General features: G+C 39.2%; 13 protein-coding genes. 5 read left to right on the top strand and 8 right to left on the bottom strand.

Going from position 1 to position 18,792, the window contains the following annotated elements; genetic code table 11:
- The first annotated feature begins 295 nt into the window (after positions 1-295).
- From P162_RS02555 to P162_RS02545, 3 genes are all read left to right on the top strand, one after another.
- Positions 296-2,620 (top strand): ATP-dependent helicase, encoded by a 2,325-nt coding sequence (locus tag P162_RS02555; RefSeq protein WP_031425647.1) that lies wholly within the window; start codon positions 296-298, stop codon positions 2,618-2,620.
- 346 nt (positions 2,621-2,966) lie between these two features.
- Entirely contained in the window at positions 2,967-3,569 is a 603-nt protein-coding gene (locus tag P162_RS02550; protein ID WP_031425645.1) for a porin family protein, read from the top strand.
- A 375-nt stretch (positions 3,570-3,944) separates the two neighbouring features.
- A complete protein-coding gene (locus P162_RS02545; RefSeq protein ID WP_051907747.1) occupies positions 3,945-4,874 on the top strand; it encodes an ATP-grasp fold amidoligase family protein in 930 nt (309 codons plus the stop codon).
- Positions 4,875-5,050: 176 nt separating this feature from the next.
- Here P162_RS02545 and P162_RS02540 read toward each other — a convergent pair whose 3' ends face one another.
- Both P162_RS02540 and P162_RS02535 read right to left on the bottom strand, forming a co-directional pair.
- Entirely contained in the window at positions 5,051-5,584 is a 534-nt protein-coding gene (locus P162_RS02540; protein ID WP_031425642.1) for a KdsC family phosphatase, read from the bottom strand.
- Positions 5,565-6,332, bottom strand: a complete 768-nt coding sequence (locus tag P162_RS02535; protein ID WP_031425640.1) for a Rossmann-like and DUF2520 domain-containing protein — start codon at positions 6,330-6,332, stop codon at positions 5,565-5,567. Before P162_RS02535 ends, P162_RS02540 begins: the two co-directional genes overlap by 20 nt.
- A gap of 126 nt (positions 6,333-6,458) precedes the next feature.
- Here P162_RS02535 and ccsA point away from each other — a divergent pair, with 126 nt between their 5' ends.
- Positions 6,459-9,695 (top strand): cytochrome c biogenesis protein CcsA, encoded by a 3,237-nt coding sequence (gene ccsA, locus P162_RS02530; RefSeq protein WP_031425638.1) that lies wholly within the window; start codon positions 6,459-6,461, stop codon positions 9,693-9,695.
- Positions 9,696-9,864: 169 nt separating this feature from the next.
- Here ccsA and P162_RS02525 read toward each other — a convergent pair whose 3' ends face one another.
- Positions 9,865-11,202 (bottom strand): 7TM diverse intracellular signaling domain-containing protein, encoded by a 1,338-nt coding sequence (locus tag P162_RS02525; RefSeq protein ID WP_031425636.1) that lies wholly within the window; start codon positions 11,200-11,202, stop codon positions 9,865-9,867.
- Positions 11,203-11,401: 199 nt separating this feature from the next.
- Positions 11,402-12,799 carry a class II fumarate hydratase gene (fumC, locus tag P162_RS02520; RefSeq protein ID WP_031425634.1) on the bottom strand — a complete coding sequence of 466 codons (1,398 nt, stop codon included), beginning with the start codon at positions 12,797-12,799 and terminating at the stop codon, positions 11,402-11,404.
- Between the two features lie 186 nt (positions 12,800-12,985).
- Between fumC and P162_RS17650 the strand changes: the two genes are divergently transcribed.
- Positions 12,986-13,153 (top strand): hypothetical protein, encoded by a 168-nt coding sequence (locus tag P162_RS17650; RefSeq protein WP_164076191.1) that lies wholly within the window; start codon positions 12,986-12,988, stop codon positions 13,151-13,153.
- 256 nt (positions 13,154-13,409) lie between these two features.
- Here the strand turns inward: P162_RS17650 and P162_RS02515 are convergent, their stop codons facing one another.
- The 4 genes from P162_RS02515 to P162_RS02500 form a co-directional block, all read right to left on the bottom strand.
- Positions 13,410-15,914 (bottom strand): TonB-dependent receptor domain-containing protein, encoded by a 2,505-nt coding sequence (locus P162_RS02515; RefSeq protein ID WP_031425632.1) that lies wholly within the window; start codon positions 15,912-15,914, stop codon positions 13,410-13,412.
- Positions 15,915-16,002: 88 nt separating this feature from the next.
- Positions 16,003-16,353 (bottom strand): arsenate reductase (glutaredoxin), encoded by a 351-nt coding sequence (gene arsC, locus P162_RS02510; RefSeq protein WP_031425630.1) that lies wholly within the window; start codon positions 16,351-16,353, stop codon positions 16,003-16,005.
- A gap of 92 nt (positions 16,354-16,445) precedes the next feature.
- Entirely contained in the window at positions 16,446-17,552 is a 1,107-nt protein-coding gene (gene prfB, locus P162_RS02505; protein ID WP_031425629.1) for a peptide chain release factor 2, read from the bottom strand.
- Positions 17,553-17,734: 182 nt separating this feature from the next.
- A complete protein-coding gene (locus P162_RS02500; RefSeq protein ID WP_081868363.1) occupies positions 17,735-18,694 on the bottom strand; it encodes a transglutaminase-like domain-containing protein in 960 nt (319 codons plus the stop codon).
- Between the last annotated feature and the right edge of the window lie 98 nt (positions 18,695-18,792).

Raw genomic sequence — 18,792 nt, 5'->3', positions numbered from 1 at the left:
CGCATTTGAGGTTCTGTTTTTAGATCAGTTTTGGATTACGCGTGCTATTCTAATATTGCCAATTACGATTTTCAATCTGGTATTGTTTGCCAATTTATACGTATTCAGTGAAGATTAGTGGGTGAAAACGGTCATTTATTGTGGTAAAAAGTCATTTTATCCCTAGTATTTTTCCGTTTTAAAACGGAAATCTCACCTTAGATCCTTTGCTTGTTATAAAAGACAGAAACCTTCTTAAGGAGTGTAGATGTCTTTGAATTTCCTTAATTTCACGCTTCAAAGAAAAAGAGAAGTTTTGGAGCAATATTTAGAAGGATTAAATGAGGCGCAGCGTGCGCCAGTGCTACATAAGGAAGGCGCGCTGATGGTAATTGCAGGTGCAGGTTCTGGTAAAACGCGGGTACTCACCATGCGCATCGCCTATTTAATGAGTAAGGGTGTTGATGCTTTCAACATACTTTCACTCACCTTTACGAATAAGGCGGCCAAAGAAATGAAAAAGCGTATTGGTACCATTGTGGGCAGTACCGAAGCTAAAAATCTCTGGATGGGAACCTTTCACTCGGTATTTGCAAAAATACTGCGAATAGAAGGGCACCACCTTGGTTTTCCATCTAATTTTACTATTTACGATACGCAGGATTCCCAGCGTTTGATTGCTGCAATTATCAAAGAGATGGGACTTGATAAAGATGTCTATAAATACAAGCAGGTCTATTCCCGTATTTCTTCTTACAAAAATTCCCTGGTTACCGTAAAGGCCTATTTTCAAAATCAGGAACTTCAGGAGGCTGATGCGATGTCAAAAAAACCGCGTCTGGGTGAAATTTATAAAGAATATGTAGACCGCTGCTTTAAAGCCGGGGCGATGGACTTTGATGACCTTTTGCTGAGGACTAACGAACTTTTGGCCCGTTTTCCAGAAGTCCTGGCAAAATATCAGAAACGTTTTCAATACATTCTTGTTGATGAGTACCAGGATACCAACCATTCCCAATACCTAATTGTAAAGGCTTTAGCCGATAGGTTTCAGAATATTTGCGTGGTAGGTGATGATTCACAGAGTATTTATGCCTTCCGTGGGGCAAATATCAATAACATTCTCAACTTTCAGAAAGATTATGACGACGCAGAGGTGTACCGCCTGGAGCAAAATTACCGCTCTACGAAAAATATTGTCAACGCGGCAAACTCCGTAATCGATAAAAACCAGACCAAACTGGATAAGGTCGTATGGACGGCAAATGATGACGGACCCAAAATTGTGGTTCATCGTTCGCCCACTGATGGGGAAGAAGGGCGCTATGTGGCCAGCAGTATTTTTGAGACGCGGATGAACAACCAACTCAAAAACAGCGATTTTGCCATTTTGTACCGAACCAATGCACAATCCCGCTCCATGGAGGATGCACTGCGTAAACGTGAAATTCCTTACCGAATATTCGGCGGTCTTTCATTTTACCAGCGTAAGGAAATCAAGGATGTGCTTTCTTATTTGCGGCTCTTAGTAAATAATAAGGATGAAGAGGCGCTTAAACGGGTGATCAATTATCCCACGCGAGGTATTGGGAATACAACCATAGATCGGCTTGTGGTTGCTTCAAAACAGTACGATAAGTCCATTTTTGAAGTAATGGAGAATATAAAGCACCTGGAAATAAACATCAATAGCGGCACAAAAAACAAGCTTTACAACTTTGTGACCATGATCCAGAGTTTTAAAATCTTGAGTGAAAATGCCGATGCTTTTACGGTTGCCGAACAAGTGGCCCGAAAAACAGGATTGTTACAGGAATTAAAAAAGGATGGCACGCCAGAAGGTATTGCACGTATAGAGAACATTGAAGAACTCTTAAACGGGATTCGTGATTTTGTGGAAGGTCAGAAAGAAATTGTTGATGCGACCGGTTCCCTGGCCGAATTTCTGGAAGATGTCGCCCTTGCCACAGATATGGACAAAGAAGTGGAAGACGATGACCGCGTTTCACTCATGACCATCCACCTTGCAAAAGGGCTGGAATTCCCCTATGTCTTTATAGTAGGTCTTGAGGAGGATCTTTTTCCCAGTGGGATGAGTATGAACACGCGCAGCGAACTAGAAGAAGAGCGCCGCTTGTTCTACGTTGCCCTTACCCGGGCAGAAAAACAGGCATATCTTACCTATACCGAGTCACGTTACCGCTGGGGCAAGCTTATTGATGCAGAACCCAGTCGTTTTCTTCAGGAGATTGATGACGATTATCTTGATGTACAAACGCCAGATGATAATTACCGGTATAAACCACTTATAGATAGCGATATTTTTGGCGATGTTGATAAGAGTAAACTGCGCCAGAGCAAACCAAGCAACAGTGCACCACCACGTGCAGGTAAACCTACAGAGGAACAGCTGCGGCGTTTGAGAAAACTTAAACCACAAACCGATGCCGCACCCCGCGTAACTTCTGACCTGGGAAATGCGCTGGAAAAAGGAACTAAAGTAGAACATTCGCGCTTTGGTAGGGGAGAAGTTCTTGCCATGGAAGGCGCCGGACAGGATCAAAAGGCAGAAATTGAGTTCCAGAATGGCGGTATTAAAAAATTGCTGCTGCGCTTTGCAAAATTGAAAGTACTTGACTGATCTCATCATTATCCCAGACGGGATAATAAATGACCAAAGAATTATTTTTCAGAAAAAATGATCAAATATGAAATTTAATGACGTTTTGTAAGAATTCACCCCCAAAGAGCTTTAACACCATAAAAGTGTTTTAATGTCGTTCCACGATTTTTCTATTTAGGAGCACTCCTTTGGAAATCTGTCTAGTATGAGTAGTTATCCCCGTGAAACACCAAGTATTCAGGCTATTTTAGATGTTAATTTCATTCAGATTGATCTACCAACCTTAGTAATACTTTAGGTTTGTCTAACTTTTTTTTAAGAGTATAGGGGGTAATTTCGCTAACCTAATTCAAAAACAACAATTATGAAAAAAGGTTTTTTATTGATCGCAATGATCGTATTTGGCGCAACTGCGGCACAGGCTCAACAAGAATGGGGGTTTGGTGCAAAAGCAGGTATAAACTTCGCGAATATAAGTGGAAATGATTTTGGTGATGCAGATGGTAGGACTAGTTTTTACGCTGGTCTTGTTGGTGAACTTCCCATTGTAGATAACTTGTTCTCTATTCAACCTGAAGTAATGTATTCTGGTCAGGGCTTTACAATTGCACAGCGGGATCAGGATAATTTTTTAGATACTGATGACAATACGGAATATCAACTGGACTACATCAACGTTCCTGTTTTAGCAAAAATCTATCTTGTAGAAGGTTTGAGTGTACAGGCAGGACCTTCTTTTAACTTTAAAGTAAATGAAGAGATTGATTATGCACCCTTAGACGATGATGGTGATATCAACGTGGATGAAGCAAAAGGATTTGAAGTAGGCGGTGTTGTAGGTTTAGAATATAAGCTGTCTAGTGGTATTTTTATTCAGGGCCGTTACAACTATGGTTTTACAGACATTCTAGATCAGGGTGATGTTCACAATTCTGTATTTCAGGCAGGTTTAGGGTTTATGTTCTAATAAGAGCATAATTACATAAGAACTATTATTTAAAGAAAACGAGTGGCTTAGGCTGCTCGTTTTTTTGTTATGAGATTTCATTAGTTCCCGTCAAACGTATTCCTTTCAGAAATTGTAATGGAAAGAATAAACTTACATGGATCGAGATGGTTCGACGATTAAATAACACATCTCATATGTTAAAAATTATTAAAACCATGTTTTTTACCGACGTAATTTGTTTTTGGTAGGTTATGCGATTTTCGTTGACAAAAGGGCTTGTGATATGTTGTAGTTTTGTAGTCTAAAACGCATCAAACATCGATCAATAGCATGAAAAGACCGTTGTTATTTGTTTTTTAAACTAACACAAACCCCATCACCATACCCCAACTTATGAATAACTACCTCTACAAGATTTTACGAAAAACTAAAATACTTCCGCAGAAATTATTTGTGAAATTGCATTATAAGCATTTTACTGGAAAAGAGCTCAATCTTAAAGATCCCAGGGATTTTAATGAAAAGATACAATGGCTAAAAGTATATTTTAAACCAGCGATCTTAAACAAGCTTGTTGATAAATATGATGTAAGGGAATACGTCACCGAAAAAGCGGGAAAACAGTATTTGAATGAGGTCTATGGGGTTTATGAAACTGTAGAGGCTATTGATTTCGCTGCCTTACCAAAGCGGTTCGTTTTAAAGGCAACACATGGCTATAACATGAATATAGTCGTGAGGGATAAGTCAAAGTTAAATAAAGAATGGGCGAAAGAAACAGTTGCTATTTGGCTTAAAGTGAATCACTATAATGCTGGTATGGAGTGGGCCTATAAGGATATAAAACCACGTATTATAGCTGAGAATTTTCTTGAAGAAAAGGATAAGAGTACTATCAACGATTATAAATTCTTCTGTTTTGATGGCAATCCCATGTTCCTTACCGTTGATTTTGACCGTGGAAATAATCATTGTAAATTTTATTACGATACGGAGTGGAACAAGCTCCCATTTGCTAAAAAAGGATACAGCGAAGGTGAAAACGGAATGGATAAGCCCCCTAGGTTTGAAGAGATGGTTGAAATAGCAAAAAAACTATCTGCAGATTTTCCTTTTGTTCGCGTTGATCTTTACAATATTAATGGTGAGATCGTATTTGGTGAGATGACCTTTTATCCTGCAGATGGCAAAACGGAATTCGATCCTGAAAGTTATAACAGAACACTGGGCGATTATATCAAATTACCAAGAATACCAGCGGGCAAAAAAATGATTACCAGCCTATCCCAACATGTTCAGCCTTTAAGAAAGGCTTCAATATAGTACCCAGAATGCATTTGCTTATAGAGAAATGATAAATATCCTTATAATAGCACCTGTAATTGCTTAAAAGAAGTATTTATTTGGATAAATTCGATTAAAAAACCACCAATTTTGATATAAATTGGTGGTTTTTTACCTTTTAATAGATGTATTTTAATTTTTTTTGAGTCTCCTATCTAATCTGAAAGCCGGGCACTAAAACTTTTCATCCATTTTCCCTGTACTTTCAGTACTTGCTCAATCACATCACGTACACATCCTTTTCCTCCATTTTTATGGGATATATATGTTGCTACTTCCTTGATTTCTTTTACCGCATCTTGAGGACAGCAGGGCAGGCCCACTATCTTCATTACCGGATAATCAGGTATGTCATCACCCATATAAAGTACATTTTCTGGTTTTATATTATAAATATCAAAGTATTCATCCAGTTGTTCTATCTTTTCATGAGCCCCAAGGTAAATATCAGTAATGCCCAGTCCTTTTAAGCGTGCACGCACTCCCTCGTTTTTCCCTCCAGAAATTATGCACACATTATATCCCTGCTCTATGGCAGTTTTAAGCGCGTAACCGTCTTTAGTATTCATAGTGCGAAGCATCTCACCATTTGTATTGATCTGTATACCGGCATTTGTGAGAACGCCATCAACGTCAAAAATAAAAGTGGTGATCTGATTTAGGACTTCTTTATAATTTTTCTTTTCCATAAGTCGTTAAAATACTGTTGGTTATTGTTTTGTATAATTGTCGTAGTTGATCATTGTCAATAACAGCAAGCTGTTTTTTTATGGTTTCTTTATCATCACGACGCGCTGGTCCGGTCTGTGCTTCCATTGCTCCCATATCAAAGGCTTTACGGGTAGTTTCCATTACTAATGGTTTTAGGAGTTCAAAAGAAAGGTTGTTGTCTATACAATAGGATTCGGTAAGCGCTAGCAAATGATTGCCGAAATTATTGGCTAAAACAGCCGAAAAATGCAATTTTCCACGCATTTTTGAGTCCATTTGCTCAATTTTTTCACTAAAAGCGGAAGCTAATTTCTTTACTTCTTTTAGGTTTTTCGTCGTGTTTGCTTCTATACAAAAAGGGACTTCTTGCAAATCGATAAAACGCCCTTTTGTAAAAGTTTGCAAAGGATAGAGCACGCCATGATGACTTAATTCTTCAAAAATAGATATAGGCACACTGCCTGAAGTGTGTACCACAAGGGCAGAAGTATCTCTGAGTTTCTTTGCAACATCGGCAATGGCTGCATCGCTAACCGCGACGATTATGATATCTGTAGTTGCGAGCTGTTCTATATTGTTTGTATAAACCGGGATTTCTTCAAAATAAGGGGAAGGCTTATTTGCGCGTCCCACGAGTTGGCTTAGTTTATAGTTTGTACTTTTTGCAATGGCCTCTTTGAGATGCCATGCAATATTACCGCTGCCTATGATCGTTATTTTCTGCACGTTTCAAAAGTACATAAAGTAACTAAAACCATAGCTAAGGATTATAGCGGATAATGCGCTGGCAATTACTTGAGAAATGGCCTTTTCTTTTGTAATTTTGCAGCATAAAAAATTGCTTCCCTACACATGCAGAAACGTATAGCAGATTTCCTGTTTTCTACCCGATTAATGGCTATTTTATTTATTGTTTATTCCGTTGCAATGGCGACCGGTACGATATTAGACGCTGGCCAGGAAACTTCCCCCACGCCCTACACACGTCATTTTATTTACAATGCATGGTGGTTTGAACTCATACATATTCTGTTTATTGTCAATTTTGTGGGTAATATCTGGCGTTTTAAACTGTGGAAAAAAGAAAAATGGACCACACTTCTTTTTCACCTTTCGTTTATCCTCATCATATTTGGAGCTGCGTGGACGCGTTATATAGGTTTTGAAGGAGTAATGCCTATACGCGAAGGGGAAACAGAAAACACCTTTCTTACTGAAAAAACCTATCTCAATATATTTATAGATGGTGAGCGGGATGGCGTGCCGCAACGTCGCAAAATAGAAAAACGCCTGGATCTTTCCCCACGTCTGGATAATACTTTTACCTGGGAAACAGATTATAATGATGAGCCCATTACCATATCTTTTGAAAAGTTCATCGATGGTGCAGAAGAGGGGCTGGTAGAAAGTGAAAACGGTCTAAACCAATTGAAGATCGTAGAGGCTGGGGATGGTGAGCGCCACGAGCATTTGCTTGAAGAAGGAAAAGTGGCTAATATTCACAATCTTTTGTTCGCTTTCAATGAACCAACTGATGGTGCCGTGAACATTACTTTTGAGAATGGTGAATATAGTTTGAAATCTCCTTTTGAAGGGCAGACCACAGTAATGGCCACCCAGGAAAATTTTGCGGTGGTGAAAGATTCCTTGCAAGAATTGAAACTTCGTGCACTTTATCAGATAGGGGCCATGCAATTTGTATTTCCAGAGCCTGTTGTAAAAGGGAACACAGGAATAGTAGAAGCTTTTCCAAAACAAAAAAACCAACAGGATGCCCTGTTTGTGAATATCAAAACGAATAGTGGGCAAGAGAGCGTTGGACTGCTTGGGGCAAAGGGAACTAATAACGATATGAAGAAAATTGAAATTGGCGAACTTAGTTTTCATGTTTCCTATGGAAGCAAAGCTTTAGAACTTCCATTTTCGATTACCCTAAACGATTTTATAGCTGCAAAATACCCTGGTACCGAGAATGTTTTTTCTTCTTTTGAAAGTCAGGTTACCCTTAAAGAAGAAAACAAAGAAGATCTTAAGTATGATATTTATATGAACCACGTACTCGATTATGACGGTTATCGTTTTTTTCAATCTGGTTTTGATCCAGACGAGCAGGGCACCATACTGGCAGTAAACCATGATGTGGTGGGCACATGGATTACGTATGCGGGTTATTTTTTACTCTATCTGGGACTCATGCTTATCCTTTTTGATAAGGGTAGCCGCTTTGGCGATCTAAAAAGAAGGCTTGATAAAGTAAAAGCGAAAAAAGCATCCCTTCCGCTTATTGCGTTATTGCTTTTCTGCGGAAGTATTTTTGGTCAGGAAAAGGATTCTGTGGTTGTTGAAAATGGAAATGCGACCGTAGTAGAGACAGCGCAGGGACTTACGCAGGATATAGAACAGGGCGACCATGTGCCCAGCCATATGCAAAATACAGATGCGCAGGTAGATTCCATTTTGACCGCTAATGCAGTAAACGAAGAGTTTGCGTCAAAGTTTGGTAAACTCGTCGTGCAGGAAGAAAAAGGGCGAATGATGCCGGTAAATACCTTCGCCAGTAAACTTCTGCGGAAAATGAGCCGTAAGGATACTTATAACGGAATGAACGCAGATCAGGTTTTTCATTCTATGATAGAATCTCCCGTATTCTGGTACAATGTGAACTTTATTTACCTCAAACCGGCAAACGATAGTATTCGTAGTATTATAGGAGTTCCCAAAGATCGTGAATATGTCAAAGCAATAGATTTCTTCAACGATAAGGGCGAGTTTGTACTCGCTCCCTATCTACAAAGTGCCTATCAGGCAGAAACCAAAAATAATTTTGATAAGGATTTTATAGATATTTCAGAGCGGTTGGGATTACTGGACCGCGCGCTGAGCGGGAAGGTTTTGCGGATTTTTCCCATTCCTGATGATCCCAATAATAAGTGGGTCGCCCATCCTGAATTGGGAACGTCCAACTTTAAAGGAATAGATTCTGTATACACGCGTCAGATTCTTCCTTTGTACTTTAATGCTGTGCGGGAAGCAAAAGCTTCGGGTAATTATGCCAAGGCAGATCAATTTTTGAGCAGTATACGCAGTTTTCAGGAAAAATATGGCAGCGAGGTAATCCCTTCTGAAGATAAGATCGATGCAGAGGTCTACTATAACAAGCATGATATTTTTACCAAGCTGTACTGGCTGTACCTGTTAGCTTCTACCTTTCTATTTGTTTTTGTAATCGCACGCATCTTTAAAGAAAACAAGTTCCTGAAAAGCATGGTAGGCATAGGAGTGGTTTCCGTGGTTATTTTATTCTTGTTGCACACCGGTGGTTTGATCTGGCGCTGGTATCTTTCCGGTCATGCGCCGTGGAGTAATGCCTATGAATCGGTACTTTATGTAGGTTGGGCGACAATGTTTTTTGGCCTGGCTTTTGGCCGAAAAAGTACGTTAACTATCGCAAGTACTGCTTTTGTGGCTGGCTTTATACTTTGGGGAGCTAGCATGAACTGGATGAATCCCGAAATTGAAAATCTACAGCCCGTACTTGACAGTTACTGGCTTATGATTCACGTGGCAGTTATTGTGGCAAGTTATGGCCCTTTCACATTAGGGGCTATTTTAGGTCTTGTGAGCTTACTCCTAATATTGCTTACCAATAAGGAGAACTTGAAAAAAATGGATCTGAACATAAAAGAAATTACCATCATTACTGAAATGTCCCTTACTGTAGGGCTCGTGATGCTAACAATAGGTAACTTTTTAGGTGGTCAATGGGCCAATGAAAGTTGGGGACGTTACTGGGGTTGGGATCCTAAAGAAACCTGGGCGCTCATTAGTATAATGGTTTACGCGTTTGTAATACATATGCGTTTGGTTCCGGGATTGCGAAGCCGCTGGCTTTTTAACCTTATGGCCGTCTTGGCTTACGGCAGTATTCTGATGACTTATTTTGGGGTTAATTTTTGGCTTTCGGGACTTCACAGTTATGCAAGTGGGGACAATGTTTTAAATTTAAATCGAGCTCTGATTATATTTGGCTCGGTGATCGTATTTGCTCTACTTGCATATCCTAAATACAAGAAATTCTACAAAAAATAGGTTTAAAGCTGTTCATTTTTAGGGAGAATTCGCTGATTTAGGAGTTTAAGGACCATTTAAAAGTATTCTGATTCTATTACAAAATCTTTATTAATGGTTCATGAAATAAGAAAAATTGCTTCTTTTGAAATAACCTGATAGATTATTTTCTATATAAAAGAAACGCATATTAGATACTATCGATTTCATCCTCACTGGAGATGCCTATTTTAAAATAAAGAGATTTTATTCTCGCTTTAAGTTGGGCATTGGTGATGCCGTGCATACGCGCAATATGGTTTTCGTTAAGGCCAGAGGAAAGAAGTTGTAGTATTTTAACTTCCCTATCTGTAAGATCGTAGGTTTTTATAAGATTTTCAAGGTAAATATCTTTCATGTCATCCTCACGTTTATATTGGCTCAACATCTTGATTTCCTCTTTTCTTTTGTTTAGTTCGTTACGCATAAATAGCGTCTTCTTTTTAGACCTTTGCCATTCATTGAGCAATGCAAAACACATAATAAGTATCTCCATTAAAATACCAATTTTAATAACCGCCGGGCTAAGACCCAAAAGGGTCAGACCAAAGTTGTAAAGGACTAGAAATTCAAAAATGAAGTAAATATTCACAGCAAATATCCCAAGTACCCAATACATCTGCGCGTTTTTCTTACTAACGATAAAACTTGAGATCCATAAGCTCAATATGGAAAGAAAGATTAGCGTATCTGCAATTGCGTAATAAATGAAATCGCTCAATAGCCAGTACAAAAACATATTGAGCACCGCGCCTGTCGCAAAAATAAAGATCAGCATCTTACCTGTGAATGATTTTTCCTTTCGTAGATTTATAAAACTATAAGCAAAGTATCCGCCAAAGATGCCTATAAGAATATGTGTAGCAAGTTCAAGATTATAGTAAAAACTATCTTTCCAACCAAACAGGTACGGTATATTATCCCTAAATAAAAGTGCAATACCTATACATAAAAGCAATATGGCATAGGTCCAGAAATTATCATCCCCGGTGACCATAAATAATATGATCATAATAACACAGATGAAAATCAGCGCTCCATAAAAGAGCCCGTAACTGAACAAAATACTTTGTTGTCTTTTTTCAAAGTACGATCTTGTGTAAAACTTTACGGGTAGATAAGCCTCATTTTCTAGCTTGACCTTAATAAACAAGGGGAAAGTAGCATCGGTATTTATTTCAAAGCCGGGATATCTTGTATTTTCCAAAGGTTTCAATAAAGAACCTCTGGATGTATAACCCATCACACTTAAAATATGATGTCCTTCTAAGCTCAAAATTTCATCATCTATACTGGGGGTGTTCTCCACTTTGATCCAGTAATAACCATTTTTAAGTCCATAATTATCCTCATCGAGAGGATTAAATATGGCATTTTCAATATCAATATTGTAGTTGGAATTTTTTTCTACACGTATATATCTCAGTATTTCCTGAGATTGGATTGTGCTAAATGAAAGAAGTAAATGTAGAAGGCATAGATAACGCATGGATCCATCAAAATTTTAGTTTAGAGTATTGTAACCAAACTAGATATAAAATTTTATGGTTTTTTAATCTCACGTTAATTTAGTCAAAAGAGTTTAAAAATCTTGATCTGCAATAATATTATTGTATATTTTTATGCAATACATAAAAAACCCCTATAAATTGATTTATAAGGGTTTATAATTTTAAAACAGATTATTATCATTTACCGGTACCCACCATATCTTCCGGTCGAACCCACTCATCAAAATCTTCTGCTGTAACGTGACCAGAAGACACTGCCGCTTCTTTCAAAGTCGTGCCGTTTTCATGCGCCAGATTGGCAATTTCGGCTGCTTTATAATAGCCTATTTTAGTATTTAATGCAGTAACAAGCATCAGCGAATTATCTACAAGCGATTTTATACGCTCTTTATTAGGTTCTATACCGGCCGCACAATGCTCTTCAAAAGATGCACAGGCATCACCCAGCAATCTGGCAGATTCCAGGAAATTAGATGCCATTACAGGCTTGAACACATTAAGTTCAAAATGGCCCTGCATGCCTCCCACGGCGATGGCCATATCATTACCTATGATCTGGGCACATACCATTGTTAATGCTTCGCACTGAGTTGGGTTTACTTTGCCCGGCATAATGCTTGACCCCGGTTCATTTGCGGGAATGTTGAGTTCACCTATACCACTGCGTGGTCCTGACGCTAACATACGAATATCATGTGCGATCTTATTAAGGGATACCGCAAGCTGTTTTAGCGCACCGTGAGATTCAACAAGCGCATCATGTGCAGCTAATGCCTCAAATTTGTTATCGGCGGTTTTAAAAGGCAGTTCTGTGAATTTCGCTATAAACTCTGATACGCGTTTGGCGTAACCTTGCGGAGTATTCAGGCCGGTGCCTACCGCCGTACCGCCCAGGGCAAGTTCGGCCAAATGATCAAGCGTATGCTGAAGTGCTTTAATACCGTGATCCAACTGGGATACATAACCAGAAAATTCTTGTCCCAGGGTTAGGGGGGTAGCATCCATAAGGTGCGTTCTGCCTATTTTAACCACTTTACGGAAAGCTTCCGATTTTTGATTCAGCGTATTTCTAAGTTTGATCACACCGGGCAGGGTGGTCTCCATGATCATTTTGTATGCGGCAATATGCATTCCCGTGGGAAAAGTATCGTTAGAAGACTGTGATTTGTTCACATCATCATTAGGCTGAAGCGTTTTTTCTCCTTCGCCGATCGTTTTACCGGCAAGCTGGTGTGCGCGGTTTGCGATGACCTCATTAACGTTCATATTGCTCTGTGTACCAGAACCGGTCTGCCAGATTACCAGGGGAAATTGTTTGTCGTGATCACCGTTGAGAATTTCATCGCACACGGTAGCGATCATATCCCTTTTTTCTATGGGCAGCACACCAAGCTCGCAGTTCGTGTAAGCAGCGGCTTTTTTAAGATATGCGAAACCATAAATGATTTCAAGAGGCATGGATGCCTGTTTTCCTATTTTAAAATTATTGCGCGAACGCTCTGTTTGCGCTCCCCACAATTTATCTTTGGGCACCTGTACTTCGCCCATGGTATCTTTCTCTATACGGTATTTCATAATCAGATTTTTGGTCTTACAAAAATAGTGGTTTGTAGTTTTATTCGGGCTTTTAATGGGAGTTTTTGTATCCTTTTTGCAGATATTACAATCACCATTAAATTTCTAAAAAAGCGGTAAAATTTAATTTAAAGCTGTGTTTTTAGATTATTAAATTATAAATTTGTCCCATAAACTTTAGATAGTATGTTTGAATTTGATCAATACCTCGGTTTTCTTGCCTTTATTACCATTTTAAGCATTGGCTTTTGGTTAATGTTTTTCCTCGTAGGGATTATTCCTTATTGGATAGGTGGCGCACTTACCGAAGAGTTTAAGGAAAGAAGAAAAAAGAGTAAATTAAAGCAAGAATAAGTCTGACTAATTTTGATTTTAAAATATATAAAAACCATCTATGTAAGTAGATGGTTTTTTCTTTTAGGGCCAGTCTTGAATTAAGCTCTTGTTAGAATAGTTTCCGTTTCAACGGATTAATATTAAAATATAAAAGCCGTTCATCATATGAGATCAACGGCTTTTATATTTAAAATTTTACCCAAGGCTGACTAAACAAGTAGTTCAGTACATGTTAATTTTCTAAAAATTCTAAGGTCGGGAATAGTTGATTTTTCTAACCTTCAAAGTCTTCATCTCCATTATCCCTATCCCTGCGATCGTTTTGGTTTTTCTTTTGATTGAAACGGTAGATAAACGATAAATTTAATTGGCGCTGTCTCCACTGGAATTCGCTATCTCTGGTAAACAATTGATTTGTGGTTACCTGATTTCTCTTTCTGCCATTCAACAAATCGCTTACGTTAAGGGATATGGTGGCATTTTCGTTCCATACGTCTTTACTAAGAGCAAGATCAATGGAAAGAAGTCCGTCTGTATCTGTCTGCGCGTTTTGTGAGGCCCCTCTATAAAAAGCATTGGTCTGCCAGTCAATTGCAAACGGTAACGTCACTTTAGAGCTGAATCGTGCAAAATAGCTGGTATTTTTAGCCCCATAATCTACACCATTGAAAAATCCTTCCGTAGTAAACTGAAAGAAGTTGAAACTTCCGTTGAGACGTAGCCAGTCCGCAGGATTATATAACAATCCCAGTTCCCCACCGGTACGCTCATTACTGGATAAATTCACTGGTATGGTACGTATTACGGTAGTGCCCTGGCCTGTATTTCCCTGGCCCTGCAAATCAATAATTTCTTCTACACGCTCAAAGGCATCTGTTTCTTTTTGGTAATAAACAGATGAGGTAAGGGTTAATTTCTTCCAGCGCTTAAGGTAGCCTACGTCAAATGCATTTGAAAATGCAGGCTGCAGGTTGGGGTTTCCCTGAAAAACATTATTCCTGCTATCGCGATCTGGAAAGGGATTGATATACCACCCTCGAGGTCTGTTGATACGACGATTATAGCCTAGTGATATATTTTCCTGTTCAGCCAATTCAAAGATTACATTAACCGTGGGAAATAAACCTAAATAATTATTGTCAAAAGAGGTATTTATAGGAAAACCAAAAATATCCTGTAATTGATTTTCAGGGAGTTCAGAGGTGATTTCCCCTTTCAACTGGGTGTTTTCTAACCTCAATCCTGTTAGAATGGAAACAGGTCCCCACTTTGTTCCTAACTGCGTGTAAAATGCGTTTACATTTTCAGTATAATCAAAAATATTGGTCAAAGTATCATTTTGCCTATATATTTCTGTTCCCGGCATGCTCTCTTGATTCAAGCTGTAATCTGTCACCTCATTTTCAAAATTCCCACGGTAACCTGCTTCAAATTGAGAATCTTCGCCAAAGGGAAGTACATAATCTGCCTGAATTAAGTATTCGTTTTGCTTTTCAGTTGTTACGGCGCGCTCACCTATAATGCCTGGATTATCCTGTCCATTAAAGGTTATATCCTCATTTATAAAAGTATTTTGGGTTTCCTGATCATTTTCATATTGAAAATCAGCGGTCAGTTTGTGTCCTTCGTCATTAAAATTGTTACTGTAATTTAATGAGATCTGATAGCTATCGTCCTGCTCGCGTTCTTTTTCGGTTCTAATAGTTTCCAGGACACGATTATCGCCTATAAAACTTTGGGTTGCATTTGTGGTTTGATCAATATCATTCCCATTTCTGTAAAAGACGCTACCTATTAAGGAGGATTTTTCGGTCAGGTAATATTCCATACCAAAATTTGTATTAAATCCTCTGTTGATTCGGTCAATGTCGCGGTCTTCAATAATACGGTCATAGCGTGGTGTTATGGTGTCTGTATTGAAGTAGCGTGTGTCAAAAAAACCATTTCCCGGTGAGTCTGAATAACGGTAACCGGTCGTGGTAAAGAGATTGTATTTATCAGTACGGTAGTTCAAGTTGGCCGAAATACCTGCAAGGTCTGGATTTCCCACATTGGTATTGATTGATCCATTAAAGCCCAGGATCTTTTCTTTTCTTAAGATAATATTAAGGATACCCGCCGTTCCTTCGGCATCATATCGTGCAGAAGGTGAGGTTATCACTTCGACTCTTTCAATGGCATCTGCCGGAAGTTGCCTTAGCACATCAGTAGAACCAAAACCCGCAATTGCAGATGGCTTACCGTTTATAAGAATACGCACATTGTCATTTCCCCTAAGGCTAATCCCACCTTCAACATCCACAGAAACCGATGGGACATTGTTCAAAGCATCGCTGACGGTACCGCCAGCGGTCGTGAGGTCTTTGCCTATATTGTAGATTTTCTTATCCAGGCGAACATCTACCGTGGTAGTTTCGGCCACGACGGTGACCTCGTTTAAACTGTTTGTAGCGAACTTCAGGACAACTTTACCCAGATTTGTATCCTTGTCTACGGTGCGGTTATCAAAGGTTTGTGGTGTAAATGAGATATACTCCACCTTAATATCATACGTTCCTGCGGAAACTGAAATTTCAAAATTACCTGAAGGGTCAGTAATCCCTCCTGTCACATTGCTGGGGTCATCTGTACTGGTGATACTTACAGTGGCATATTCAAGCGGTGCCCCACTCTCATTATCCACAACTTTACCAGTTATAGCAAACTGGTCATCTAAATCTTGTGCATACGTAATGAAGGAACATGCCAACAATAATGTTAGCAGGAATTTAATTTTCATAGTTTTTTTTTTGGTTCTTAAAAGTTTAGACTCTCAAGATCCAGTAGGTTTAAAATAGAGCAGGGTTAAACTCCTGTTAAAACAGAATTTAATTTTCCTGGAGCAGCTTTCTAAATTGCTCTGGAGGTCTGCCCACAATCGCTTCATTGTTGTGTATCAGAATGGGGCGCTCTATAAGTTTAGGATCGTCAACCATGGCTTGTATGGTATCTTTTTCACTCAATTCTTTTCCCTTGTAGTTTTCTTTCCAGACTTTTTCATTGGTTCTGACCAAATCTATAGCGGGAATGCCCAACTTACCAATGATTGCCGATAATTGAATATACGATGGCGGATTATCAAGATATTTTATTATTTCAAATTCCTTTCCGGAAGCTTCTAAAATGGCAAGTCCTTCCCGGCTTTTTGCGCAACGTGGATTGTGATATATTTTTAACATGGATTTTTTTTTTTAATAATGCTCTTTGGCTTAGATAAAATAGACACGAAGGAAGGTGATTTATCCTGAAAACGAACAAAATTCATCATTTCTTAAAGTTCGTTGTCGTCTTCCTTCTGACCGGTCATCATAAGGTACGCTTTTAGAAAAGCGTCAATGTCTCCATCAAGAATGGCATCTGTATTCCCACTTTCTTCAGAGGTACGCACGTCTTTTACTAATTTGTAAGGATGCAGCACATAATTGCGTATCTGCGAACCCCATTCTATACTTTTCTTTTCAGATTCTATCTCATCACGCGCGGCCTGGCGTTTTTTTAATTCGATCTCGTACAATTGGGATTTCAACATCTGCATTGCTTTTTCCCTGTTTTCGAGTTGGGAGCGGGTTTCACTATTGTGTATGATGATCCCGGTAGGATGGTGGGTAAGTATCGCTTTTGTTTCTACTTTGTTTACATTTTGACCTCCGGCACCGCTGGAACGGGCAAAATCCCAATTGATATCTGCCGGGTTGATCTCGATCTGGATGCTATCATCAACTAAAGGATACACATAAACCGAAGCAAATGACGTATGACGTTTTGCATTGCTGTCAAAAGGGGATATGCGCACCAGGCGGTGTACCCCATTCTCACTTTTTAACCACCCAAAGGCATACTCCCCATCTATCTCAAGCGTGACCGTTTTAATACCCGCCACATCACCTTCCTGATAGTTTAGTTCTTTGATTTTATAGCCGTTTTTCTCGCTCCACATGAGGTACATGCGCATAAGCATCGAGGCCCAGTCACAACTTTCTGTACCACCGGCACCCGCTGTGATCTGTAAAACGGCACTCAGGTCATCTCCCTCTTCAGAAAGCATGTTCTTAAACTCCATTTTCTCAATTAGGTTGGCCGTTTTTTCATACTGCGTTTCCACATCCTCATCAGATGCATCTCCTTCCTTGTGAAACTCCAGCAGCACTTCCAGCTCTTCTGTCCAGGTTTTGGTTTTATTATAGTCCTCTACCCAGTTTTTCTTTCCGCGAATTTCGCGCATGATGAGTTCGGCTTTTTTAGGGTCGTCCCAAAAATGTGGATCAAAGGTCTTTTCTTCCTCATTTTGTATCTCAACACGTTTTTGCTCTATACCTAAATAATGTTTAAGTGATTCTATGCGCTGTTTAAGATCTTTAACCTGATCTGTAGTAACCATTAGTATATTTTTTAACCTTGAAAAATTCGTGAATGCTGATTTGAATGACGTTCCGTAAAATAAAAAACCTCAATCTAAATTAAGGCGAAGGTACCGTTTTTATAGCCTGTGAGGCAGTTTTTATGGCAAACTGATTGATATTTTTTACCCTCGGAAGGATTTAAATTACCGTAAAACAGAGATTATTGGTCAGGCAGGTCGTTTTTTTGGAATAAATCCCTGAATTCCATTTTTTGAACCATTGTGCCCATTTCCTGTTGCATACTGCCATCGCCATTTTGAACCTGGCGCATTCCTTCCTGATCAGCAATGACCTCAACCGTATAGGAAGTAGTATTGCCGCCGGCAGTATATACGACACCTTTGAGGGGTGGACAATCTGCATAATCCTTGCCATGCCCGACCTTAATGTGATTTTCTGCCGCAAGCAGGTTATTTGTAGGATCGAAACCCACCCAGCCAGCACCAGGCACAAAACTCTCTGCCCAGGCGTGCATTTGTGAATCCCCTAAATAGCCAATTCCCTGATGTAAATAACCTGAAACATAGCGTGTGGGCATACCGTTTTTACGCGCAAGGGCACAAAAGAGATGTGTAAAATCCTGACAAACGCCGTGTTTATGTTCTAAAATCTCGCTGAGATTGGTATTGATCTGCGTTACCTGCGGCTTGAAGGTAAATGTGTTGAAGATCCAGGCATTGAGCTTTTTAAGATTGTCAAATAAGGAAATGGAACTATCGAATTTAAAAGACAGTTCTGAATTTTTGGGAAGGGCGGTACTTTGTGTTTCTTTTAAAAAGCGTTCATGGTCGCTTCGGAATTCAAGGGAGCTAATTTCTTGAAAATCGATAGCAGGATCGCGATAATCAAGATTTCCGAAAGGATTTAGAATTTCTTTTGTAAGACGAAATTCTGCTTCAAATTCTATGCTCTGGAAAATTTTGTTGGGTGCGACCCTATACGTCTCAAATCCGTAACCATTTATTGAATTTTGTACCGGGATATCCAGCGAATTTTTAAATGAGGACTCCCCCAGGTTTTGAGAATCGTTCGTTTCGGGAACGATCAGAAACTGCCAGTATGCGCGCTGCACCGGCTTTTTATACTGGTTTATGGTTTTGTATTTTATGGTATATTCCAAAGGGAAAAGTGAGGTTAAACGTCAAACTTAGATACTGCTAAAATAGAGATTTCGCCTAAAAATTAGCTCTTGAACATTAGAAAACAGTCATTTTAGTC

This window comes from Flavimarina sp. Hel_I_48 (assembly GCF_000733945.1).
Classification (GTDB): domain Bacteria; phylum Bacteroidota; class Bacteroidia; order Flavobacteriales; family Flavobacteriaceae; genus Leeuwenhoekiella.
This window is presented reverse-complemented; position numbering and strand designations above follow the sequence as displayed.

What these genes read in the sequence shown, in the direction of transcription:
- P162_RS02515 (WP_031425632.1), bottom strand. Translation starts at nt 15,914, where the DNA reads ATGAAAATTAAATTCCTGCTAACATTATTGTTGGCATGTTCCTTCATT.
- P162_RS02540 (WP_031425642.1), bottom strand. Translation starts at nt 5,584, where the DNA reads ATGGAAAAGAAAAATTATAAAGAAGTCCTAAATCAGATCACCACTTTT.
- fumC (WP_031425634.1), bottom strand. Translation starts at nt 12,799, where the DNA reads ATGAAATACCGTATAGAGAAAGATACCATGGGCGAAGTACAGGTGCCC.
- P162_RS02550 (WP_031425645.1), top strand. Translation starts at nt 2,967, where the DNA reads ATGAAAAAAGGTTTTTTATTGATCGCAATGATCGTATTTGGCGCAACT.
- P162_RS17650 (WP_164076191.1), top strand. Translation starts at nt 12,986, where the DNA reads ATGTTTGAATTTGATCAATACCTCGGTTTTCTTGCCTTTATTACCATT.
- ccsA (WP_031425638.1), top strand. Translation starts at nt 6,459, where the DNA reads ATGCAGAAACGTATAGCAGATTTCCTGTTTTCTACCCGATTAATGGCT.
- arsC (WP_031425630.1), bottom strand. Translation starts at nt 16,353, where the DNA reads ATGTTAAAAATATATCACAATCCACGTTGCGCAAAAAGCCGGGAAGGA.
- P162_RS02545 (WP_051907747.1), top strand. Translation starts at nt 3,945, where the DNA reads ATGAATAACTACCTCTACAAGATTTTACGAAAAACTAAAATACTTCCG.
- prfB (WP_031425629.1), bottom strand. Translation starts at nt 17,552, where the DNA reads ATGGTTACTACAGATCAGGTTAAAGATCTTAAACAGCGCATAGAATCA.
- P162_RS02525 (WP_031425636.1), bottom strand. Translation starts at nt 11,202, where the DNA reads ATGCGTTATCTATGCCTTCTACATTTACTTCTTTCATTTAGCACAATC.